Here is a 19,873-nt window from a genome sequence, read left to right as displayed (position 1 = left end):
AGCGTGCGTGTCTGTTGCACGACACGCCGCAAACACCAGCACTATGCGCACGCTCGCGACGAACTGGCTGTGCACAGTTGACCTTTCATCCACAAATGTTGATTCGTCACTGGTGGGCCACCGTCGCCGAGCCTGACCATCGCCTGCATGGACGACGAACTAATGCGGACTCTCAAGCAGCAGGGCGGAGTGGCCACCAGCGGCCAGATCTTGCAGTGCGTCACGCGGTATGCCTTCGATCGAATGGTGGAGGATGGCCGGCTCGAACGCATGTGGCAGGGCATCTACTGTCGGGGCGAACCGACCGATGCCGCACGACTACGTGGCATCGACTTGTCCTGTGGCCGAACGGTTGCCGTATGTCTCGGCACCGCAGCGGCGCTGCACGGATTCGATACCGAAGACACCACGACGTTGCACGTGATAAACCCGCCGAACTGCCAGCTGCGGTCGGCCGATGGATTGTCGGTGCACCGTCGGGACGGAGCACCGCTGACCGTCATCGACGGGCGACCCGTCACCGCCCCGGCGTGGACTGCGGTCGAGGTGGCACGCAGTCTGCGTCGCCCGCGGGCGTTGGCGACCTTGGACGCCGCCCTGCGCAGTCGCACCTGTGACCGAGCCGAACTCTGGCGCGCTGCGCTTCAACAGGCCGGCAGACGCGGCATCGTCGTGGTCCGGGACCTCATCCCGCTGGCTGACCCAAGAGCGGAATCACCGATGGAGAGCGAGTTGCGTTTGATCGTCCTCGACGCAGGCCTGCCGACCCCGGCGGTGCAGTACGAGGTCGTGGACGGCAACCGCGAGCTGAGGCGCCTCGACTTGGCGTGGCCGGAGCATCGGATAGCCGTGGAGTACGACGGGGAGCCGTGGCACAGCGGCGTTGAGGCCATGCGCCGGGACCGGAGGCGCCACGTCGCGTTGCAGGACATCGATTGGGTGGCCATACCCGCGTTGTTCGACGACGTTCGGTACCGGTCGGCAGACCTCGTCGCCCGGATCAATCACCAAATGAGTCGCTCTCGCGCGGCGTGAGCGTGCGCAGAATGTCGACGATTGCGGCGTGTCGACCAACAGACACGCACGCTCGCGGGGAAGGGGGGTGAGCTAGGTGCCCGGGCCGACGTTGCCCGCGGGCCGGGTACGCAGATCGTGCACGTACTCCGCTGGCGCACCGGCGATCTCGGCGGCCTCGGCCATCACGCCGAGGTAGCGCGCCGATGGTATGCCGCCCTCCCATGCGTCGACGACGTACATCCAGGCCAGCACGGGCTCCGTGTTGGTGTCCGACGCCAGTCGGTGCACCCGGCAGCGGATCTTCTTGTGGAAGCCGAGCTCCGAACCCTCCCAGCGGTCCAGGTTGGCCTCGTCCTCCTTGGTCATGTCGTAGAGCACCACGAACACCTTGGAGTCGGGCTCCTCGACCAGCGTGGCGAGCGCGCCTTCCCAGCTGAGATCCTCGCCGCCGAACGTCAACCGCCAGCCGTGCAACCAGCCAGTTCCGGCCATCGGCGAGTGAGGAGCGCGCAACAGCATCTGCTCCGGATGCATGTTCGATCCGTAGGCGGCGTAGATCGGCACGGGGGCAAGCCTAAGGCTTTGCCCTCGGGGATTTCGCCCGGTGGGCAGGAACGAAGCGACCCGGGAGGTTAGGTTAGCGACGTGGTTACCCGCATTGCGATCATCGGCGGCGGGCCCGCCGGGTACGAAGCCGCGCTAGTGGCGGCCGGCAATGGCCCCGACATTGCGCAGATCACGGTCATCGACAGCGACGGCATCGGTGGTGCGTGCGTCCTGTGGGACTGCGTGCCATCGAAGACGTTCATCGCCTCGACGGGCGTGCGTACCGAACTGCGCCGGGCCGACGGGCTGGGCTTCGACATCGCGATCGAGGACGCCAAGATCTCGCTGCCGCAGATCCACAACCGGGTGAAGACGCTCGCCCGCTCGCAGTCGGCGGACATCGGTGCGCAACTGCTCAGCCAGGGCGTGAGCGTCGTGCACGGTCGCGGTGAGCTGGTCGACGACATCCCAGGGATGGCCCACCACAGGGTGAAGGTCACCACGACCGATGGCAAGGTCGGCGTGCTCAAGGCCGACGTCGTGCTGATCGCCACCGGTGCCAGCCCGCGCGTGCTGCCGAACGCCGCGCCCGATGGCGAGCGCATTCTGAACTGGCGCCAGCTCTACGACCTCACCGAACTGCCAGAACACCTGATCATCGTCGGATCGGGCGTGACGGGTGCGGAATTCTGCAGCGCCTACACCGAGTTGGGCGTGAAGGTCACCGTGGTTGCCAGCCGCGACCAGATCCTGCCCCATGAGGACAGCGACGCCGCAGCGGTGCTCGAGGAGGCCTTCGCCGAACGCGGCGTGTCGTTGGTCAAGAACGCCCGCGCCGACTCGGTGACCCGCACCGCCGACGGGGTCAAGGTGTCGATGGCCGACGGGCGCGCCGTCGAGGGCAGCCACGCGTTGATGACTGTCGGCTCGGTGCCCAACACCGGCGGACTCGGCCTGGAGCGGGTAGGCATCGAACTCGGCCCCGGCAACTACCTGTCGGTGGACCGGGTGTCGCGCACCACGGCGTCGGGGATCTACGCGGCGGGGGACTGCACAGGCCTGCTTCCGCTGGCGTCCGTTGCGGCGATGCAGGGCCGGATCGCCATGTATCACGCCCTTGGCGAGGGTGTTTCGCCGATCCGGCTGCGCACGGTCGCGGCCGCGGTGTTCACCCGGCCCGAGATCGCCGCCGTCGGAGTGCCGCAGACGGCCATCGACGACGGCACCGTCCCCGCCCGAACGATCATGCTGCCGCTGACCACCAACGCGCGCGCGAAGATGTCGCTGCTGCGCCGCGGCTTCGTCAAGATCTTCTGCCGCCCCGCGACCGGCGTGGTGATCGGTGGCGTGGTCGTCGCCCCGATCGCGTCGGAGTTGATCCTGCCGATCGCGCTGGCGGTGCAGAACCGGATCTCCGTGACCGACCTGGCCCAGACGTTGTCGGTGTACCCGTCGCTGTCGGGGTCGATCGTCGAAGCGGCCCGCAGGCTGATGGCGCACGACGATCTGGACTGAGTCCACGTAGGCTCTCAGCTAGGAACGCCTACCGACGAGTAACACTGAGGAGTCCCGGCGTGAGTGACCCGATACCCGGTCCGGGCAACGGTCAGACCTTTTTAGGCCCCCAGCAGCGCGCTGCAGCCTGGGAGCGACTCGGCAACGAGCAGTTCGACGTCGTCGTGATCGGGGGTGGCGTGGTCGGCGCGGGCGCAGCCCTGGACGCAGCGACCCGCGGGCTCAAGGTGGCACTCGTCGAGGCCCGCGACTTCGCATCCGGCACGTCGAGCCGCTCGTCGAAGATGTTCCACGGCGGCCTGCGCTACCTCGAGCAACTGGAGTTCGGGCTGGTGCGCGAAGCGCTGCATGAGCGCGAACTCTCGCTGACGACACTGGCCCCGCATTTGGTCAAGCCGCTGCCATTCCTGTTCCCGTTGACCAAGCGCTGGTGGGAGCGGCCGTATGTGGCCGCGGGCATCTTCCTCTACGACCAGCTCGGCGGTGCCAAATCCGTTCCCGCGCAGAAACACCTGTTCAAGGCGGGCGCGCTCCGGCTGGCTCCCGGGTTGAAGCGCAGCTCGCTGATCGGCGGCATCCGCTACTACGACACCGTCGTCGACGACGCCCGCCACACCATGACGGTCGCGCGCACGGCCGCGCATTACGGGGCGGTGGTGCGGTCTTCGACGCAGGTGGTGTCGCTGCTGCGCGAGGGTGACCGCGTGGTCGGCGTCCGGGCGCGCGACTCCGAGAACGGCGAGGTCACCGACGTGCGCGGGCACGTGGTGGTCAACGCCACCGGGGTGTGGACCGACGAGATCCAGGCGCTGTCGAAACAGCGGGGCCGGTTCCGAGTCCGGGCTTCCAAGGGTGTGCACATCGTGGTGCCGCGCGACCGCATCGTGAGTGAGGTGGCGATCATCCTGCGGACCGATCACTCGGTGCTGTTCGTCATCCCGTGGGGGACGCACTGGATCATCGGCACCACCGACACCGAGTGGAATCTGGACCTGGCCCATCCCGCGGCCACCAAGGCCGACATCGACTACATCCTCGAAACCGTCAACACCGTGCTGGCCACCCCACTGAGCCACGACGACATCGACGGGGTCTACGCCGGGCTGCGGCCGCTGCTGGCAGGCGAGAGCGAAGAGACGTCCAAGCTGTCGCGCGAGCACGCCGTCGCGGTCCCGTCGCCCGGGCTGGTGGCCATCGCCGGCGGCAAGTACACCACCTACCGGGTGATGGGCGAGGACGCGATCGACGCGGCCGCCGAGTACGTCCCGGCCCGGGTGGCGCCGTCGATCACCGAGAAGGTGCCGCTCATGGGCGCCGACGGCTACTTCGCGCTGATCAACCAGACCGAGCACGTCGGCGTGCACTACGGTCTGCATCCGTACCGTGTGCGCCACCTGCTCGACCGCTACGGATCGCTGATCGGGGAGGTACTCGCGATGGCCGAGGGCCGCCCGGATCTGTTGGCGCCCATCACCGAAGCGCCGGTCTACCTGAAGGTGGAGGCGTGGTACGCCGTGGTCGCCGAGGGCGCACTCCACCTCGAGGACATCCTGACCAGACGGATGCGGATCGGGATCGAGTATCCGCACCGCGGGGTGGCCTGCGCTCGCGAGGTCGCCGAGGTGGTCGCTCCCGTGCTGGGGTGGAGCGCCGAGGACGTGGACCGTGAAGTCGCCACGTACGCCGCGCGCGTGGAGGCCGAGGTGTTGTCGCAGACGCAGCCCGACGACGAGTCGGCCGACGCCTTGCGTGCCGCCGCCCCGGAGGCGCGGGCCGAGATTCTCGAGCCGGTGCCGCTGAATTGAGGCGAGCGCGCCAGGCGCCACTGCCCGACCGCGACGGGGTCGGGCCGGCGCGGGTGCGGCTGCATGGTTCGGCGGGTAGGAGCGAAGCGACCTGGGGTGAGATGGTGTCCGTGGCCTCCGAACTCGCAGAGCGATTCGGTGTGGACGCCGCCGCGAAAGTGCTTGCCGGCGAGGTGGTCTGCGCCGACGGCACGATCGTGGACGACGCGACCGTCCTCCCGCCGGGCGCCCACGTCTATCTGTACCGCGACCTGCCCGACGAGGTCGAAGTCCCGTTCGACATTCCGATCCTGCACCGCGACGACGACATCGTCGTGGTCGACAAGCCGCACTTCCTGGCCACCACGCCGCGCGGTGGGCACGTCGCGCAGACGGCACTCGTCCGGTTGCGGCGCTCATTGGAGTTGCCGGAGCTCTCGCCCGCCCACCGGTTGGATCGGCTGACAGCGGGCGTGCTGCTGTTCACGGCGCGCCGCGAGGTCCGAGGCGCGTATCAGACGCTGTTCGCCGCTGGTCTCGTAGACAAGACGTACCTCGCCCGAGCGGCCGTCGATCCAGCGCTGGAGTTCCCGCTGACGCTGCGCAGTCGGATCAGCAAGGAGCGCAGCCGCTTACAGGCGTTCGAGGAGCCGGGCGAACCGAACGCGGAGACGCTGATCGAACACCTCGGTGATGGTCTCTACCGGTTGAGTCCGCGCACCGGCCGCACGCACCAGCTCAGGGTGCACATGGCCTCGCTTGGCCTGCCCATCGTCGGGGACAGCTTGTACCCGAACGTGATCGACGTGGCACCCGACGACTTCTCGCGGCCGCTGCAGCTGCTGGCGCGCAGTGTCGCATTCGACGACCCGATCAGCGGGCGTCGGTGCGAATTCGTCAGCAGACGGACGTTGGTCGTCAACGACGGTCGGGTGGGCCCGACCCCGCGGCGATCACCGCCCGATTGCGTGCCGCCACCGTCGAAAGCGTCATCTTGACCACCCATCGGTCATAGCTCATGAACCCGTTGACCTCGTTCTCGACATCGGTCGTCTGGGTGTAGATCGCGCCCGACAAGCCGCCCTTACGCACTACGTCTTCCAGGACCCGGCTGACCTCGACGTACCGATCCGTCAGCCGCGCCTGGCTGTCGGTCATCTCGTAGGCTTGCGGCTTTCCCGGCCATCGGTTTCCGTTGAGCACCAACCCGAGTCCGCCGTACTCGCCGTCGACCATCACCCTGCGGTCGTTCACCGGCTGACGGCCTGGCACGTCGACGTTGTTGGCGCGCCTGCGTTCGTCGAGCGTCAGCGGAGCCCCGGGACCGACGTAGGTGTGATCGTCGTAGACGTCGCCGGCCATGCTGTCAGGGCGTGACTTGCAGCAGTTCACTCCACTGTTCGCGTTGACCATCCGCGTCGGGTCCTCGGCCTTCACGGCGTTGACGACCCTGGCGGTGTCGAACTCTCCCCACCCCTCGTTGAACACCACCCACCCGATGATCGAGGTCACGCTGCGCAGTTGGTCCACCATCTCCGACAGTTCGCGTTCGAAGTTCTTCTTGGCCGCGGGAACCGGTTCCGGCGCGGGGCCAACGGGAATGTCGAGCGACACGTCCAGCGACGGCATGTCCTGCCACACCATCAGCCCGAGCTTGTCGGCCCAGTAGTACCACCGCGCCGGTTCCACTTTGGCGTGCTTGCGGACGAAGTTCATTCCCATGGCCTTGGTCTGCTCGAGATCGAACTTCAGCGCATCATCGGTGGGCGCGGTCAGGATCCCGTCCGGCCAAAAGCCTTGGTCCAGCGGGCCGTGAAGGAAGGTGATCGCGCCGTTCAACGCGATCCGCGGCCTGCCCTTCGCGTCGTTGACGACGCCGACGGTGCGCAACCCGGCATAGCTGGAAACCTCGTCGACGACCTTTCCGACCGGGTTGAGCAGCCGGACCTTGAGGTCGTAGAGGTACGGGTCATCCGGTGACCACAGGCGCGGGTTGGGCAGGCGGACGCGCAGCGGCGTCCCCGCCGGGCCCATCACGCCCGCCATCTCCTCACCTTGGGGCTTGGAGACGACCACCTCGGCGCGCAGCCTGCTCGTTCCGGAAACTCTTGGCGTGACGGTGAAACCGGTCAGATCCGAGGTGATGTCGAGCTTCTCGATGTGCGAGGCGCGCACCGGTTCCATCCACACCGTCTGCCAGATGCCCGACGCTCCGGTGTAGAACAGCCCCTCCGGCTTGTTGCGCTGCTTGCCGACGGGGAAGGGGTTGGCCTCGTTGCGGTCTTCAACGCGGACGGTCACCTCCTGCAGCGATCCGGGCCGCAGCGCAGCGGTGACGTCGGCGCTGAACTCCGTGAACCCGCCTTCGTGGAAGGCGACCTGCTTGTCGTTCACCCAGACGGTCGCGATCTGGTCGACCGCGCCGAAGTGCAACAGCACGTGCTGCCCGCGCCAGGCGCTCGGCAGTTTGAAGACCTTGCGGTACCACATTTGGTCGTCGTGACGTTGGATGCCCGACAGTGCCGACTCCGTGGGATACGGGACCAGAATGTGCTCGCCGTACGCGGCCGCGGGGGGAGGTGCGGTCAAGGCGTTCTGTGCGGACCGGCCCGTGTAACTCCACACACCGTTGAGGTTCAGCCACTGGCTCCGCGCCATCTGCGGGCGTGGGTAGTCGGGCAGCGCGTTGTCCGGTCCCACCAAATGAGTCCACGGCGTCAACAGCGGCGGCACCTTGGGATGCCAGATCACTACAGCGTTGGCCGGCGCGTTCCCCGTCATGACGACGGCCAAGAACGCGACGCCCACGGCCGCGAAACGGCGCATGCGCACGGCAAATACCCCCAAGGTGGAATCTGGACAACACCGACGTGCCCGCACACTGCTTCTACGCAGCAAACGCGTCGAGCCAATTCGCAACGAAGTAATCCGGGGGTTCTAGGGATTGCGCCGAAACCGATCTGGTGCGGTGTGGATGCTGACGGCCAATCTAGTCCGTGGCATTCAAGATCGCTACCGAATCCGAATTCTCTTGATCACAGTAACTTTCGTTGTATGGGTGCAGACCGAGATCGCCCACGCTGCAATGCCAAAGGTCACGGAATGGCTACGGTGCTCCGGATGATCGTCGGCGTCGTTCCTGGTCGCCGGGCGGGCGATGCTTCCGTAGGGAGCAAAATGCGCTTCCCGCGTCGAAGCCCGTCAGAACTCCTCGTCGGCAGTGCCGGACTCGATTGCGGGCGTGAGCACGAGCGCGTTGCCCGCGAGGTCTTTCGGCCCCGCTGTCGGCGTCCAGGTCATCGTTCCAGTTCCCCCCGCGCCGCCTTGGCCGACGAGGGCGTTGCTCGCGCTGTAGGTGCCGAGCACGATCGTGACCGTCCTCTTGTCGGCGCTCATCATCATCTTCGATGGAGTCCCGGTGGCGCCGTAGCGGAGGTTGGACCCGAGCAGTCCTCCGAGCAGTGAGTTGACGTAGTCGGTGCGGCCCAAACTGACCGTCCCCAGCGGCAGAACCGAGCCGTTCGAGGCGTCCCAGACCTGGAGGGTGTCGGCGACACCGATACCGAGGAGGAGATCGCCGTCATTGACCCGGACGACGACGTCCCTCATGCTGGTGCCGTCCCATCCGGCGATGATCGAATTGGGGTCCATCGGCTCGCTGAAGGTGTAGGTAATGGTGTCGTTCTGCTGGATGACCCCGACCCCGCCAGCGCCGCCCGCGTTGGTGGTCTGTACCCCGACCGCCGTGGGGGCGATGGTGTCGGTGATGGTGACGGTGGCGATGTTTCCGTTGGTGGTGCCGTCGAAGGCGCGGTAGGTGAAGCTGTCGCTGCCGGTGTAGGCGCTGGTGGGGGTGTAGGTGAAGGAGCCGTCGGCATTGAGGCTCAGAGAGCCGTGGGCGGGGCCGGTGACGAGGACTGCGGTCAGTGAGCTGCCCTCGACGTCGTTGTCGTTGGTCAGCACCCCGCCCGCGAGAACCGTGAGAGTCCCGTTCGCTGGGAGATTGTAGGAATCGCTGGTGGCGACGGGCGCGTCGTTGACGGCGGTGACGGTGATGGTGACGGTGGCGAGGTTGCTCGTCGCGGTGCCGTCGGTGGTGCGGTAGGTGAAGGAGTCGGTGCCGTTGTAGTTGGTTGTTGGTGTGTAGGTGTATGACCCGTCGGTGTTGAGCATGACGCTGCCGTGGGTGGTGGTGATGGTGCCGGGGGTGGCGACGGTGAGGGTGCCGCTGTCGATGTCGGTGTCGTTGGTCAGGACGTTGCCGTTGAGGGGAGTGTCTTCGTTGGTGGTGGCGGTGTCGTTGACTGCGACGGGTGCGTCGTTGACGGCGGTGACGGTGATGGTGACCGTCGCTAGTGCGCTGACAGCTTGGCCGTCGGTGGCGCGGTAGGTGAAGGTGTCGGTGCCGTTGTAGTTGGCCGTCGGTGTGTAGGTGAAGGACCCGTCGGCGTTGAGGGTGAGGGCGCCGTGCGAGGGTCCGGTACCGATCACCGCGGCGAGCGGGTCCGTGTCGGCGTCGGCGTCGTTGGTCAGTACACCGCTGCCAACGCTCACGTTCAGCGTTCCGTCCTCCGCAACGCCGTATGCGTCGTCGCCAGCGGTGGGCGGGTCGTTGACCGCCGTCAGGCCAATGGTGACAGTGGCGACGTTGCTCGTGGTGTTGCCGTCGGTGGTCGTGTAGGTGAACGAGTCCGCGCCGTTGTAGTTCGCCTGCGGGGTGTAGGTGAACGACCCATTGGCGTTGAGCGTGAGGACGCCATGTGCTGGCCCGGTGCCGAGCACTGCGGTCAGTGTGCCGCTGTCGACGTCGGTGTCGTTGGTGAGCACGTTGCCGTTCAGGACGGTGTCTTCGTTGGTGATGTAGCTGTCGTTGTTCGCGACGGGTGTGTCGTTGACTGCGGTGACGGCGATGGTCACGGTGGCCGGTGCGCTGAGGGCCTGACCGTCGGTTGCTTGGTAGGTGAAGCTGTCGACTCCGTTGTAGTTGGCGGTGGGTGTGTAGGTGTACGACCCGTCGGTGTTGAGGACGACGGTGCCGTGGGCGGTGGTGATGGTGCCGGGGGTGGCGACGGTCAAGGTGCCGCCGTCGACGTCGGTGTCGTTGGTCAGCACGTTGCCCGAGACCGAGTTGTCTTCGTTGGTGGTGACGTTGTCGTTGTTGGCGACTGGGGCGTCGTTCACTGCGGTGACGGTCATGGTGACGATGGCCAGGTTGCTCACGGTGGTGCCGTCGGTGGTGCGGTAGGTGAACGAGTCGGTGCCGTTGTAGTTGGCCGTCGGTGTGTAGGTGAACGAGCCGTCCGCGTTCAGCACGACGCTGCCGTGGGTAGTCGTGATGGTGCCGGGGTTGGCGACCGTCAGGGTGCCGCTGTCGATGTCGGTGTCGTTGTTCAAGACGCCGGCGGCGGCGCCGACGGTGAGTGCACCGTCTTCGCTAGTCGTGAAGTTGTCATCGGTCGCGACGGGTGCGTCGTTGACCGCGGTGATGGTGATCGTCACGGTCGCTAGGTTGCTTGTCGTGGTGCCGTCGGTGGTGCGGTAGGTGAACGAGTCGGCGCCGTTGTAGTTGGCGGTGGGTGTGTAGGTGTACGACCCGTCGGTGTTGAGGACGACGGTGCCGTGGGCGGTGGTGATGGTGCCGGGGGTGGCGACCGTGAGGGTGCCGCTGTCGACGTCGGTGTCGTTGGTGAGCACGTTGCCCGAGACCGAATTGTCCTCGGTGGTCGTGGCGGTGTCACCGACTGATACTGGTGCGTCGTTGACCGCGGCGATCGTGATGGTGACGGTGGCGAGTGCGCTGAGGGCCTGACCGTCGGTGGCTTGGTAGGTGAAGGTGTCGGTGCCGTTGTAGTTGGCGGTGGGTGTGTAGGTGTACGACCCGTCGGTGTTGAGGACGACGGTGCCGTGGGCGGTGGTGATGGTGCCGGGGGTGGCGACGGTCAAGGTGCCGCCGTCGACGTCGGTGTCGTTGGTCAGCACGTTGCCCGAGACCGAGTTGTCTTCGTTGGTGGTGACGTTGTCGTTGTTGGCGACTGGGGCGTCGTTCACTGCGGTGACGGTGATGGTGACGATGGCCAGGTTGCTCACGGTGGTGCCGTCGGTGGCCTGGTAGGTGAAGGTGTCGGTGCCGTTGTAGTTGGCTGCTGGTGTGTAGGTAAAGGTTCCGTCGGTGTTGAGGACGACGGTGCCGTGGGTAGTCGTGATGGTGCCGGGGTTGGCGACCGTCAGGGTGCCGCTGTCGACGTCGGTGTCGTTGTTCAAGACGCCGGCGGCGGCGCCGACGGTGAGTGCACCGTCTTCGCCAGTCGTGAAGTTGTCATCGGTCGCGACGGGTGCGTCGTTGACTGAGGCGATGGTGATGGTGACCGTCGCCAGTGCGCTGGCGGTGATTCCGTCGGTGGCCTGGTAGGTGAAGGTGTCGGTGCCGTTGTAGTTGGCTGCTGGTGTGTAGGTAAAGGTTCCGTCGGTGTTGAGGACGACGGTGCCGTGGGTGGTGGTGATGGTGCCGGGGGTGGCGACGGTGAGGGTGCCGCTGTCGACGTCGGTGTCGTTGGTGAGCACGTTGCCCGAGACCGAATTGTCCTCGGTGGTCGTGGCGGTGTCACCGACTGATACTGGTGCGTCGTTGACCGCGGCGATCGTGATGGTGACGGTGGCGAGTGCGCTGAGGGCCTGACCGTCGGTGGCTTGGTAGGTAAAGCTGTCGGTGCCGTTGTAGTTGGCCGTCGGCGTGTAGGTGAAGGTTCCGTCCGCGGCCAAGGTGACGGTTCCGTGCGTCGTGGCAATGGTCCCGGGGCTGACGACGGTGAGGGTGCCGCTGTCGACGTCGGTGTCATTGGTCAGGACGTTGCCCGAGACCGGATTGTCTTCGTTGGTGGTGGCGTTGTCGTTGTTGGCGACGGGTGCGTCGTTCACGGCGGTGATCGTGATGGTGACGGTGGCCAGGTTGCTCACAGTGGTGCCGTCGGTGGCTTGGTAGGTGAATGAGTCGGTGCCGTTGTTGTCGGTGGTCGGTGTGTAGGTGAACGATCCGTCGGCGGCCAGGGTGACGGTGCCGTGGGTGGTGGTGATAGTTCCGGGGCTGACCACCGTCAATGGACTGTTCTCTACGTCGGTGTCATTGGTCAGGACGTTCCCCGAGACCGGATTGTCTTCGTTGGTGTTGACTGCGTCGTCGCCAGCGACGGGTGCGTCGTTGATCGCGGCGATGGTGATGGTGACGGTGGCGAGTGCGCTGACGGTGGTGCCGTCGGTCGCCCTGTAGGTGAAGTTGTCGGTGCCAAAGAAATTCATGGCGGGTGTGTAGGTGAACGATCCGTCGGCCGCCAGGGTGACGGTTCCGTGCGTCGTGGCATTGCTCCCGGGGTTGGCGACGGTGAGTGTGCCGCTGTCGATGTCGGTGTCATTGTTCAAGACGCCGGCGGCGGCGCCGACGGTGAGTGCACCGTCTTCGCCAGTCGTGAAGTTGTCATCGGTCGCGACGGGTGCGTCGTTGACGGCGGTGATGGTGATGGTGACGGTGGCCAGGTTGCTCGTGGTGGTGCCGTCGGTGGCTTGGTAGGTGAAGGTGTCGGTGCCGTTGTAGTTGGCCGTCGGTGTGTAGGTGAACGATCCGTCGGGAGCGAGGGTGACGGTGCCGTGGGTGGTGGTGATGGTGCCGGGGTTCACGACGGTCAGGGTGGGGCCGTCGACGTCACTGTCGTTACCCAAAACACCGGCAGCGACGCCGACGGTGAGCGTGCCATCCTCACCGCCAGTGAAGTTGTCATCATTGGCGACGGGTGCGTCGTTGACGGCGGTGATGGTGATGGTGACGGTGGCGAGTGCGCTGGCGGTGGTGCCGTCGGTGGCTTGGTAGGTGAAGGTGTCGGTGCCGTTGTAGTTGGTTGTGGGGGTGTAGGTGAACGATCCGTCGGGAGCGAGGGTGACGGTGCCGTGGGTGGTGGTGATGGTGCCGGGGTTGGCGACGGTCAGGGTGCTGCTGTCGATGTCGGTGTCGTTGGTGAGCACGTTGCCCGAGATGGGGTTGTCCTCGGTGGTGCTGGCTGCGTCGTCGCCAGCCACGGGTGCGTCGTTGATCGCGGTAATGGTGATCGTCACCGTGGCCAGTGCGCTCACCGTGGTGCCGTCGGTAGCGCGGTAGGTAAACGAGTCCGTGCCGAAGAAATTCGCGGTGGGTGTGTAGGTGAACGAGCCGTCGCCAGCAAGGGTGGCGGTTCCGTGTGCCGTGGTGATGGTTCCCGGGCTGACTACGGTCAGCGTGCCGCTGTCGACGTCGGTGTCGTTGGCCAGCACGCCGGCGGCGGCGCCCACGGTCAGCGTGCCGTCCTCACCGCCAGTGAAGTTGTCATCGTTGGCGACGGGTGCGTCGTTGACGGCGGTGATGGTGATGGTGACGGTGGCGAGTGCGCTGGTGGTGGTGCCATCGGTCGCCTGATAGGTAAAGCTGTCGGTTCCGTTGTAGTTCGATTGTGGTGTGTAGGTGAAGGTTCCGTCGGCGGCCAAGGTGACGGTTCCGTGCGTCGTGGCAATGGTCCCGGGGGTGGCGACGGTGAGTGTGCCGCTGTCGATGTCAGTGTCGTTGGTGAGCACGTTGCCCGAGACCGGATTGTCCTCAGTGGTCGTGGCGGTGTCACCGACTGATACTGGTGCGTCGTTGACCGCGGCGATCGTGATGGTGACGGTGGCTAGCGCGCTCGTGGTGGTGCCGTCGGTCGCTCGATAGGTAAATGAGTCGGTGCCGTTGTAGTTGGCGGTGGGTGTGTAGGTGAACGACCCGTCGGTGTTGAGGACGACGGTGCCGTGGGTGGCGGTGATGGTGCCGGGGGTGGCGACTGTGAGTGTGCCGCTGTCGATGTCGGTGTCGTTGGCGAGGACGTTGCCCGAGACCGGATTGTCCTCGGTGGTGTTGGCGGTGTCGTCGCCGGCGACGGGGGTGTCGTTGACTGCGGTGATGGTGATCGTCACTGTGGCGAGTGCGCTGACCGCCTGACCGTCGGTGGCTTGGTAGGTGAAGGAGTCGGTGCCGTTGTAGTTGGCTGCTGGTGTGTAGGTGAAGGTTCCGTCGGCGGCCAAAGTGACCGTGCCGTGGGTGGTGGTGATGATGCCTGGGTTGACCACCGTGAGGGTGCTGCTGTCGACGTCGGTGTCGTTGGTGAGCACGTTGCCGGAGACCTGTTGGTCTTCAGTGATGCTGGCAGTGTCGTCGTTGGCGATGGGCGCGTCGTTGACGGCGGTGATCGTGATCGTCACTGTGGCGAGGTCGCTGACGGCGGTCCCGTCGGTAGCTCGGTAGGTGAACGAGTCTGTGCCAAAGAAATTGGCAGTCGGCGTATAGGTGAACGAGCCGTCGGCGGCGAGGGTGACGGTGCCGTGGGTGGTGGTGATGATGCCCGGGGTGGCGACGGTGAGGGTGCCGCTGTCGATGTCGGTGTCGTTGGTGAGCACGTTGCCCGAGATGGGGTTGTCTTCGGTGGTGCTGACTGTGTCGTCGTTGGCGATGGGCGCGTCGTTGACGGCGGTGATGGTGATGGTGACTGTGGCGAGGTTGCTCACGGTGGTGCCGTCGGTGGCGCGATACGTAAACGAGTCCGTGCCAAAGAAGTTGGTGGCGGGCGTGTAGGTGAATGACCCGTCTGCGGCAAGCGTCACGGTCCCGTGGGTGGTGGTAATGGCGCCTGGGTTGACGACGGTGAGGGTGCCGTTATCGATGTCGGTGTCATTGGTCAGCACGCCGGCGGCAGCGCCCACGCTTAGTGGACCGTCTTCGCCGATCGTGAAGTTGTCATCGGCGGCGACGGGTGCGTCGTTGACGGCGGTGATGGTGATGGTGACGGTGGCGAGGTTGCTCGTGGTGGTGCCGTCGGTAGTGCGGTAGGTAAACGAGTCCGTGCCGAAGAAATTCGCGGTGGGTGTGTAGGTGAAGGTTCCGTCGGCGGCCATAGTGACCGTGCCGTGGGCGGTGGCGATGGCGCCGGGGTTGGCGACGGTCAGGGTGCTGCTGTCGATGTCAGTGTCGTTGGTGAGCACGTTGCCCGAGATGGGGTTGTCTTCGGTGGTGCTGGCAGTGTCGTCGTTGGCGATAGGTGCGTCGTTGACGGCGGTGATGGTGATGGTGACGGTGGCGAGGTCACTGACGTTGGTGCCGTCGGTGGCTTGGTAGGTGAACGAGTCCGTGCCGTTGTAGTTGGCGGTGGGTGCGTATGTGAACGATCCGTCGGCGGCGAGTGTGACGATGCCATGGGTGGTGGTGATGGTGCCGGGGGTGGCGACAGTGAGTGAGCCGCTGTCGATGTCGGTGTCCGTGGTCAGGACGTTGCCCGAGATGGGGTTGTCTTCGGTGGTGCTGGCGGTGTCGTCGTTGGCGATGGGTGCGTCGTTCACGGCGGTGATGGTGATGGTGACGGTGGCCAGGTTGCTCGTGGTGGTGCCGTCGGTGGTGCGGTAGGTGAACGAGTCGGTGCCGTTGTAGTTGGCCGTTGGTGTGTAGGTGAAGGTTCCGTCGGCGGCGAGGGTGACGGTGCCGTGGGTGGTGGTGATGGTGCCTGGGTTGGCGACGGTGAGGGTGCCGCTGTCGATGTCAGTGTCGTTGGTGAGCACGTTGCCCGAGAAGGGGTTGTCTTCACTGGTGCTGGCAGTGTCGTCGCCGGAGACGGGTGCGTCGTTCACGGCGGTGACGGTGATCGTGACGGTGGCGAAGGCACTCACGGCCTGACCATCAGTGGCGCGGTAGGTAAAGCTATCGGTGCCAAAGAAGTTGGCGGTTGGTGTGTAGGTAAAGGTTCCGTCGGCGGCGAGGGTGACGGTGCCGTGGGTGGTGGTGATGGTGCCTGGGCTGGCTACGGTGAGGGTGCCGCTGTCGATGTCGGTGTCGTTGGTCAGGACGTTGCCCGAGACCGGATTGTCTTCAGTGGTGTTCGCAGTGTCGTCGCCGGCGACGGGTGCGTCGTTCACGGCGGTGATGGTGATCGTCACTGTGGCGAGTGCGCTGACAGTGGTGCCGTCGGTGGCTTGGTAGGTGAATGAGTCTGTGCCGTTGTAGGTGGCGGTGGGTGTGTAGGTGAACGATCCGTCCGCGGCCAACGTGACCGTGCCGTGCGTCGTGGCAATGGTCCCGGGGTTGGCGACGGTCAGGGTGCCGCTGTCGATGTCGGTGTCGTTGGTGAGGACGTTGCCCGAGACTGGGTTGTCTTCAGTGGTGTTGACGGCGTCGTCGACTGATTTCGGTGCGTCGTTGACGGCGGTGATGGTGATGGTGACTGTCGCGAGGGCGCTGGCGGTGGTGCCGTCGGTGGCTTGGTAGATGAACGAGTCGGTGCCGTTGTAATTGGCTGCTGGTGTGTAGGTAAAGGAGCCGTCGGCCGCCAGGGTGACGGTGCCGTGGGCGGTGGTGATGGTGCCGGGGGTGGCGACGGTGAGGGTGCCGCTGTCGATGTCGGTGTCGTTGGTGAGGACGTTGCCCGAGACGGAGTTGTCCTCGGTGGTGCTGACGCCGTCATCGACCGATACCGGTGCATCGTTGACGGCGGTGATGGTGATGGTGACCGTGGCCGGCGCGCTCACGGCCAGACCGTCGGTAGCGGTGTAGGTAAACGAGTCCGTGCCAGAGAAATTGGTGGTCGGTGTGTAGGTAAAGGTTCCGTCGGCGGCGAGTGTGACGGTGCCGTGGGTGGTGGAGATCGTGCCCGGGCTCACCACCGTCAACGTGCCACCATCGACGTCGGTGTCGTTGGTGAGGACATTGCCCGAGACTGGATTGTCTTCAATGGTGTTCACGTTATCGTCGCCAGCCATCGGCGCGTCGTTGACTGCGGCGATGGTGATGGTGACGGTGGCCAGGGCGCTCGTGGTGGTCCCGTCGGTGGTGCGGTAGGTGAATGAATCGGTGCCGTTGTAGTTGATTGTTGGTGTGTAGGTGAAGGTTCCGTCGGTGTTGAGGACGACGCTGCCGTAGGTGGTGGTGATGGTGCCGGGGCTGGCGACGGTCAGGGTGCCGCTGTCGACGTCGGTGTCGTTGGTGAGGACATTGCCTGACACCGGATTGTCTTCAGTAGTGCTGGCGGTGTCGTCGCCGGCGACGGGTGCGTCGTTGACTGCGGTGATGGTGATGGTGACGGTGGCGAGGTCACTGACGGTGGTGCCGTCAGTGGCGCGGTAGGTAAAGCTGTCCGTGCCAAAGAAATTGGAAGTCGGTGTGTAGGTGAACGAGCCGTCGGCGGCGAGCGTCACGGTGCCGTGGGTGGTGGTGATGGTGCCCGGGTTGACCACCGTGAGCGTGCCATTGTCGACGTCGGTGTCGTTGCCCAAAACGCCGGCGGCGGCGCCGACAGTGAGTACTCCGTCTTCACCGGTCGTGAAGTTGTCGTCGGTCGCCACGGGTGTGTCGTTGACCGCAGTGATGGTGATCGTCACGGTCGCGAGGTCACTGACTGCGGTGCCGTCAGTGGCCTGATACGTAAAGGAGTCGGTGCCAAAGAAATTGGTAGTCGGTGCGTAATTGAATGAGCCGTCGGCGGCGAGTGCGACGGTGCCATGGGCGGTGGTGATCGTCCCCGGGTTGACCACGGTCAAGGTGCCGCTGTCGACGTCGGTGTCGTTGGTGAGCACGTTGCCCGAGACGGGGTTGTCTTCGGTGGTGCTGGCCGAGTCTTCGACTGATACCGGTGTGTCGTTGACGGCGGTGATCGTGATGGTCACGGTGGCCAGTGCGCTGGCGGTGGTGCCGTCCGTGGCGCGGTAGGTAAACGAGTCGGTGCCGTTGTAGTTGGCGGTTGGTGTGTAGGTGAACGAGCCGTCGGCGGCCATGGTGACGGTGCCGTGCGTGGTGGTGATGGTCCCCGGGTTGACCACCGTGAGGGTGCCGTTGTCGACGTCCGTGTCGTTGGTGAGCACGTTGCCCGAGACGGGGTTGTCCTCGATGGTGCTGGCTGTGTCGTCGCCGGCGACGGGTGCATCGTTGACCGCGGTGATCGTGATGGTGACCGTCGCGAATGAGCTGACCGCTTGACCATCAGTTGCTCGGTACGTAAACGAGTCCGTGCCAAAGTAATTCGCGGTCGGCGTGTAGGTGAACGTTCCGTCGGCTGCCAGGCTGACCGTGCCGTGCGTGGTGGTGATCGTCCCTGGGTTGACCACGGTCAGGGTGCCGCTGTCGACGTCGGTGTCATTGGTGAGCACGTTGCCCGAGACCTGATGGTCTTCAGTAGTGCTGACGGTGTCGTCGCCGGCGACCGGCGCGTCGTTGACCGCGGAGACGGTGATGGAGACGATGGCCAGTCTGCTGACGGCCTGACCATCCGTGCTCTGATATGAGAACAAGTCCGTGCCGACGAAGTTCGATTGTGGTGTGTAGGTGAAGGATCCGTCGGCGGCCAGCGTGACGGTGCCATGCGTGGTGGTGATGGTTCCCGGGTTGACGACGGTCAGCGTGCCGCTGTCGACGTCGGTGTCGTTGGTGAGCACGTTGCCCGAGACCGGGTGGTCCTCAGTGGTACTGGCGGCGTCGTCGCCGGCCACTGGTGCGTCGTTGACCGCCGTGACGGTGATGGTCACGGTGGCGAGGTCACTCACGGCTTGACCATCGGTGGCTCGGTAGCTAAACGAGTCCGTGCCAAAGAAATTGGTGGTCGGTGTGTAGGTGAACGAGCCGTCGGCGGCCATGCTGACCGTGCCGTGGGTCGTGGTGATCGTTCCCGGGTTGACCACCGTGAGGGTGCCGCTGTCGATGTCGGTGTCATTGGTCAGGACGTTGCCCGAGACCTGATGGTCTTCGGTAGTGCTGACGGTGTCGTCGCCGGCGACCGGCGCGTCGTTGACCGCGGTGATGGTGATGGTGACGATGGCCAGTCTGCTGACGGCCTGACCGTCGGTGGTCTGGTATGAGAACAAGTCCGTGCCGACGAAGTCCGATTGTGGTGTGTAGGTGAAGGATCCGTCGACGGCGAGGGTGACGGTACCGTGGGTGGTGGTGATGGCGCCCGGGTTGACCACCGCCAGGGAACCGCTGTCGGCGTCGGTGTCATTGGTCAGGACGTTCCCCGAGACCTGGTGGTCCTCAGAAGTGTTTACGGCGTCGTCGCCAACCACCGGTGCGTCGTTCACCGCGGTCAAACCGATGGTGACAGTGGCCAGATTGCTCGTCGCGGTGCCATCGGACGCGGTGTACGAGAAGGAGTCGGCTCCGCTGTAATTCGCTTGCGGTGTATAGGTGAACGAGCCGTCGGAGTTGAACGTGAGGGTGCCGTGCGTGGGCCCGGTCCCCAACGTGGCACTCAATGGAGTGGCCCCGACGTGGCTGTCGTTGCTCAAGACGTTACCCGTGGCGGAGTGGTCCTCGATGGCGTTGACGGTGTCGTCGAATGCGACCGGTGCGGCGCCGGGGCCGGACCCCGAGCCGGCGATCGTCAGTCGGATCGTCGCCGTGTCGGTGTGCCCGAAGTTGGGTCGCAGAAAGCCGAGCAGGCCGTGGAAGTGGAAGCAGTTCTCGGCGTCGCTGACGGTGACGGTGAACTCGTCGGTTCCGGTGTAGCCGTCGTCGGGGTCGTAGGTGAAGGTGCCGGTGGCCTGGTCGACTGTCACCGTGCCGTGGGCGGGGCCGTTCAAGGCGCCGCGATCGGGTACCCCGTAGACGATGCCGTCGCCATCCGAGTCATAGGCGTCGAACGAGATCGGATCGCTCACCTCGCCGGGGCCGAGGGAAAGGTCCACGTCTTGTGAACGCACGTGGGGCGTGCGGTTGAAGAAGGTGTGCTGAATCTCGCGGCGCACCCACGCCAACACCGCCCATAGCAACGGGGGTTGCGCAGGCGCACAAGGACCGGGTGCCAAGAACGGGGCGAAGATCGCCGCGACGAACGTGGCGGCGATGTTGACGATCGCGACGGGTATCGCCAGGAGCGGATTCACCTGTTGCGAGAGATCCGGTGGCGGCTGCGGCAAGCTGAGGGCAGCAAACTGCATCGAGTTCGCCGTCGGCGATTCCTGACCGTCGACCGAGGAGGTTGATTCCGCGT

The 19,873-nt window shown here is 65.5% G+C and carries 7 protein-coding genes; 4 read left to right on the top strand and 3 right to left on the bottom strand.

From position 1 onward, the window contains the following. Nucleotides 1-147: 147 nt before the first annotated feature. Nucleotides 148-1,035, top strand: a complete 888-nt coding sequence (locus HNP02_RS29020; RefSeq protein WP_184444089.1) for a hypothetical protein — start codon at nt 148-150, stop codon at nt 1,033-1,035. A gap of 72 nt (nt 1,036-1,107) precedes the next feature. Here the strand turns inward: HNP02_RS29020 and HNP02_RS29015 are convergent, their stop codons facing one another. Continuing rightward, nucleotides 1,108-1,581 carry a gamma-glutamylcyclotransferase gene (locus tag HNP02_RS29015; RefSeq protein WP_184444088.1) on the bottom strand — a complete coding sequence of 158 codons (474 nt, stop codon included), beginning with the start codon at nt 1,579-1,581 and terminating at the stop codon, nt 1,108-1,110. 81 nt (nt 1,582-1,662) lie between these two features. Between HNP02_RS29015 and HNP02_RS29010 the strand changes: the two genes are divergently transcribed. From HNP02_RS29010 to HNP02_RS29000, 3 genes are read left to right on the top strand one after another with little or no spacing between them, the layout of a single operon-like run. Then, entirely contained in the window at nt 1,663-3,078 is a 1,416-nt protein-coding gene (locus HNP02_RS29010; protein ID WP_184444087.1) for an NAD(P)H-quinone dehydrogenase, read from the top strand. Nucleotides 3,079-3,137: 59 nt separating this feature from the next. Then, entirely contained in the window at nt 3,138-4,883 is a 1,746-nt protein-coding gene (locus tag HNP02_RS29005; protein WP_184444086.1) for a glycerol-3-phosphate dehydrogenase/oxidase, read from the top strand. Beyond that, complete coding sequence (locus HNP02_RS29000) at nt 4,880-5,860, top strand: RluA family pseudouridine synthase (protein ID WP_184444085.1); 981 nt, start codon at nt 4,880-4,882, stop codon at nt 5,858-5,860. The genes HNP02_RS29005 and HNP02_RS29000 overlap by 4 nt, the downstream gene beginning before the upstream one ends. Here the strand turns inward: HNP02_RS29000 and HNP02_RS28995 are convergent. Both HNP02_RS28995 and HNP02_RS28990 read right to left on the bottom strand, forming a co-directional pair. Then, nucleotides 5,781-7,688, bottom strand: a complete 1,908-nt coding sequence (locus HNP02_RS28995; RefSeq protein WP_184444214.1) for a glycoside hydrolase family 2 protein — start codon at nt 7,686-7,688, stop codon at nt 5,781-5,783. The two genes, HNP02_RS29000 and HNP02_RS28995, sit on opposite strands and share 80 nt — an antisense overlap. A gap of 375 nt (nt 7,689-8,063) precedes the next feature. Then, a complete protein-coding gene (locus tag HNP02_RS28990; RefSeq protein ID WP_184444084.1) occupies nt 8,064-19,820 on the bottom strand; it encodes an Ig-like domain-containing protein in 11,757 nt (3,918 codons plus the stop codon). Nucleotides 19,821-19,873 lie beyond the last annotated feature (53 nt).

This window comes from Mycobacterium sp. AZCC_0083, from assembly GCF_014202335.1.
GTDB lineage: Bacteria > Actinomycetota > Actinomycetes > Mycobacteriales > Mycobacteriaceae > Mycobacterium.
This window is presented reverse-complemented; position numbering and strand designations above follow the sequence as displayed.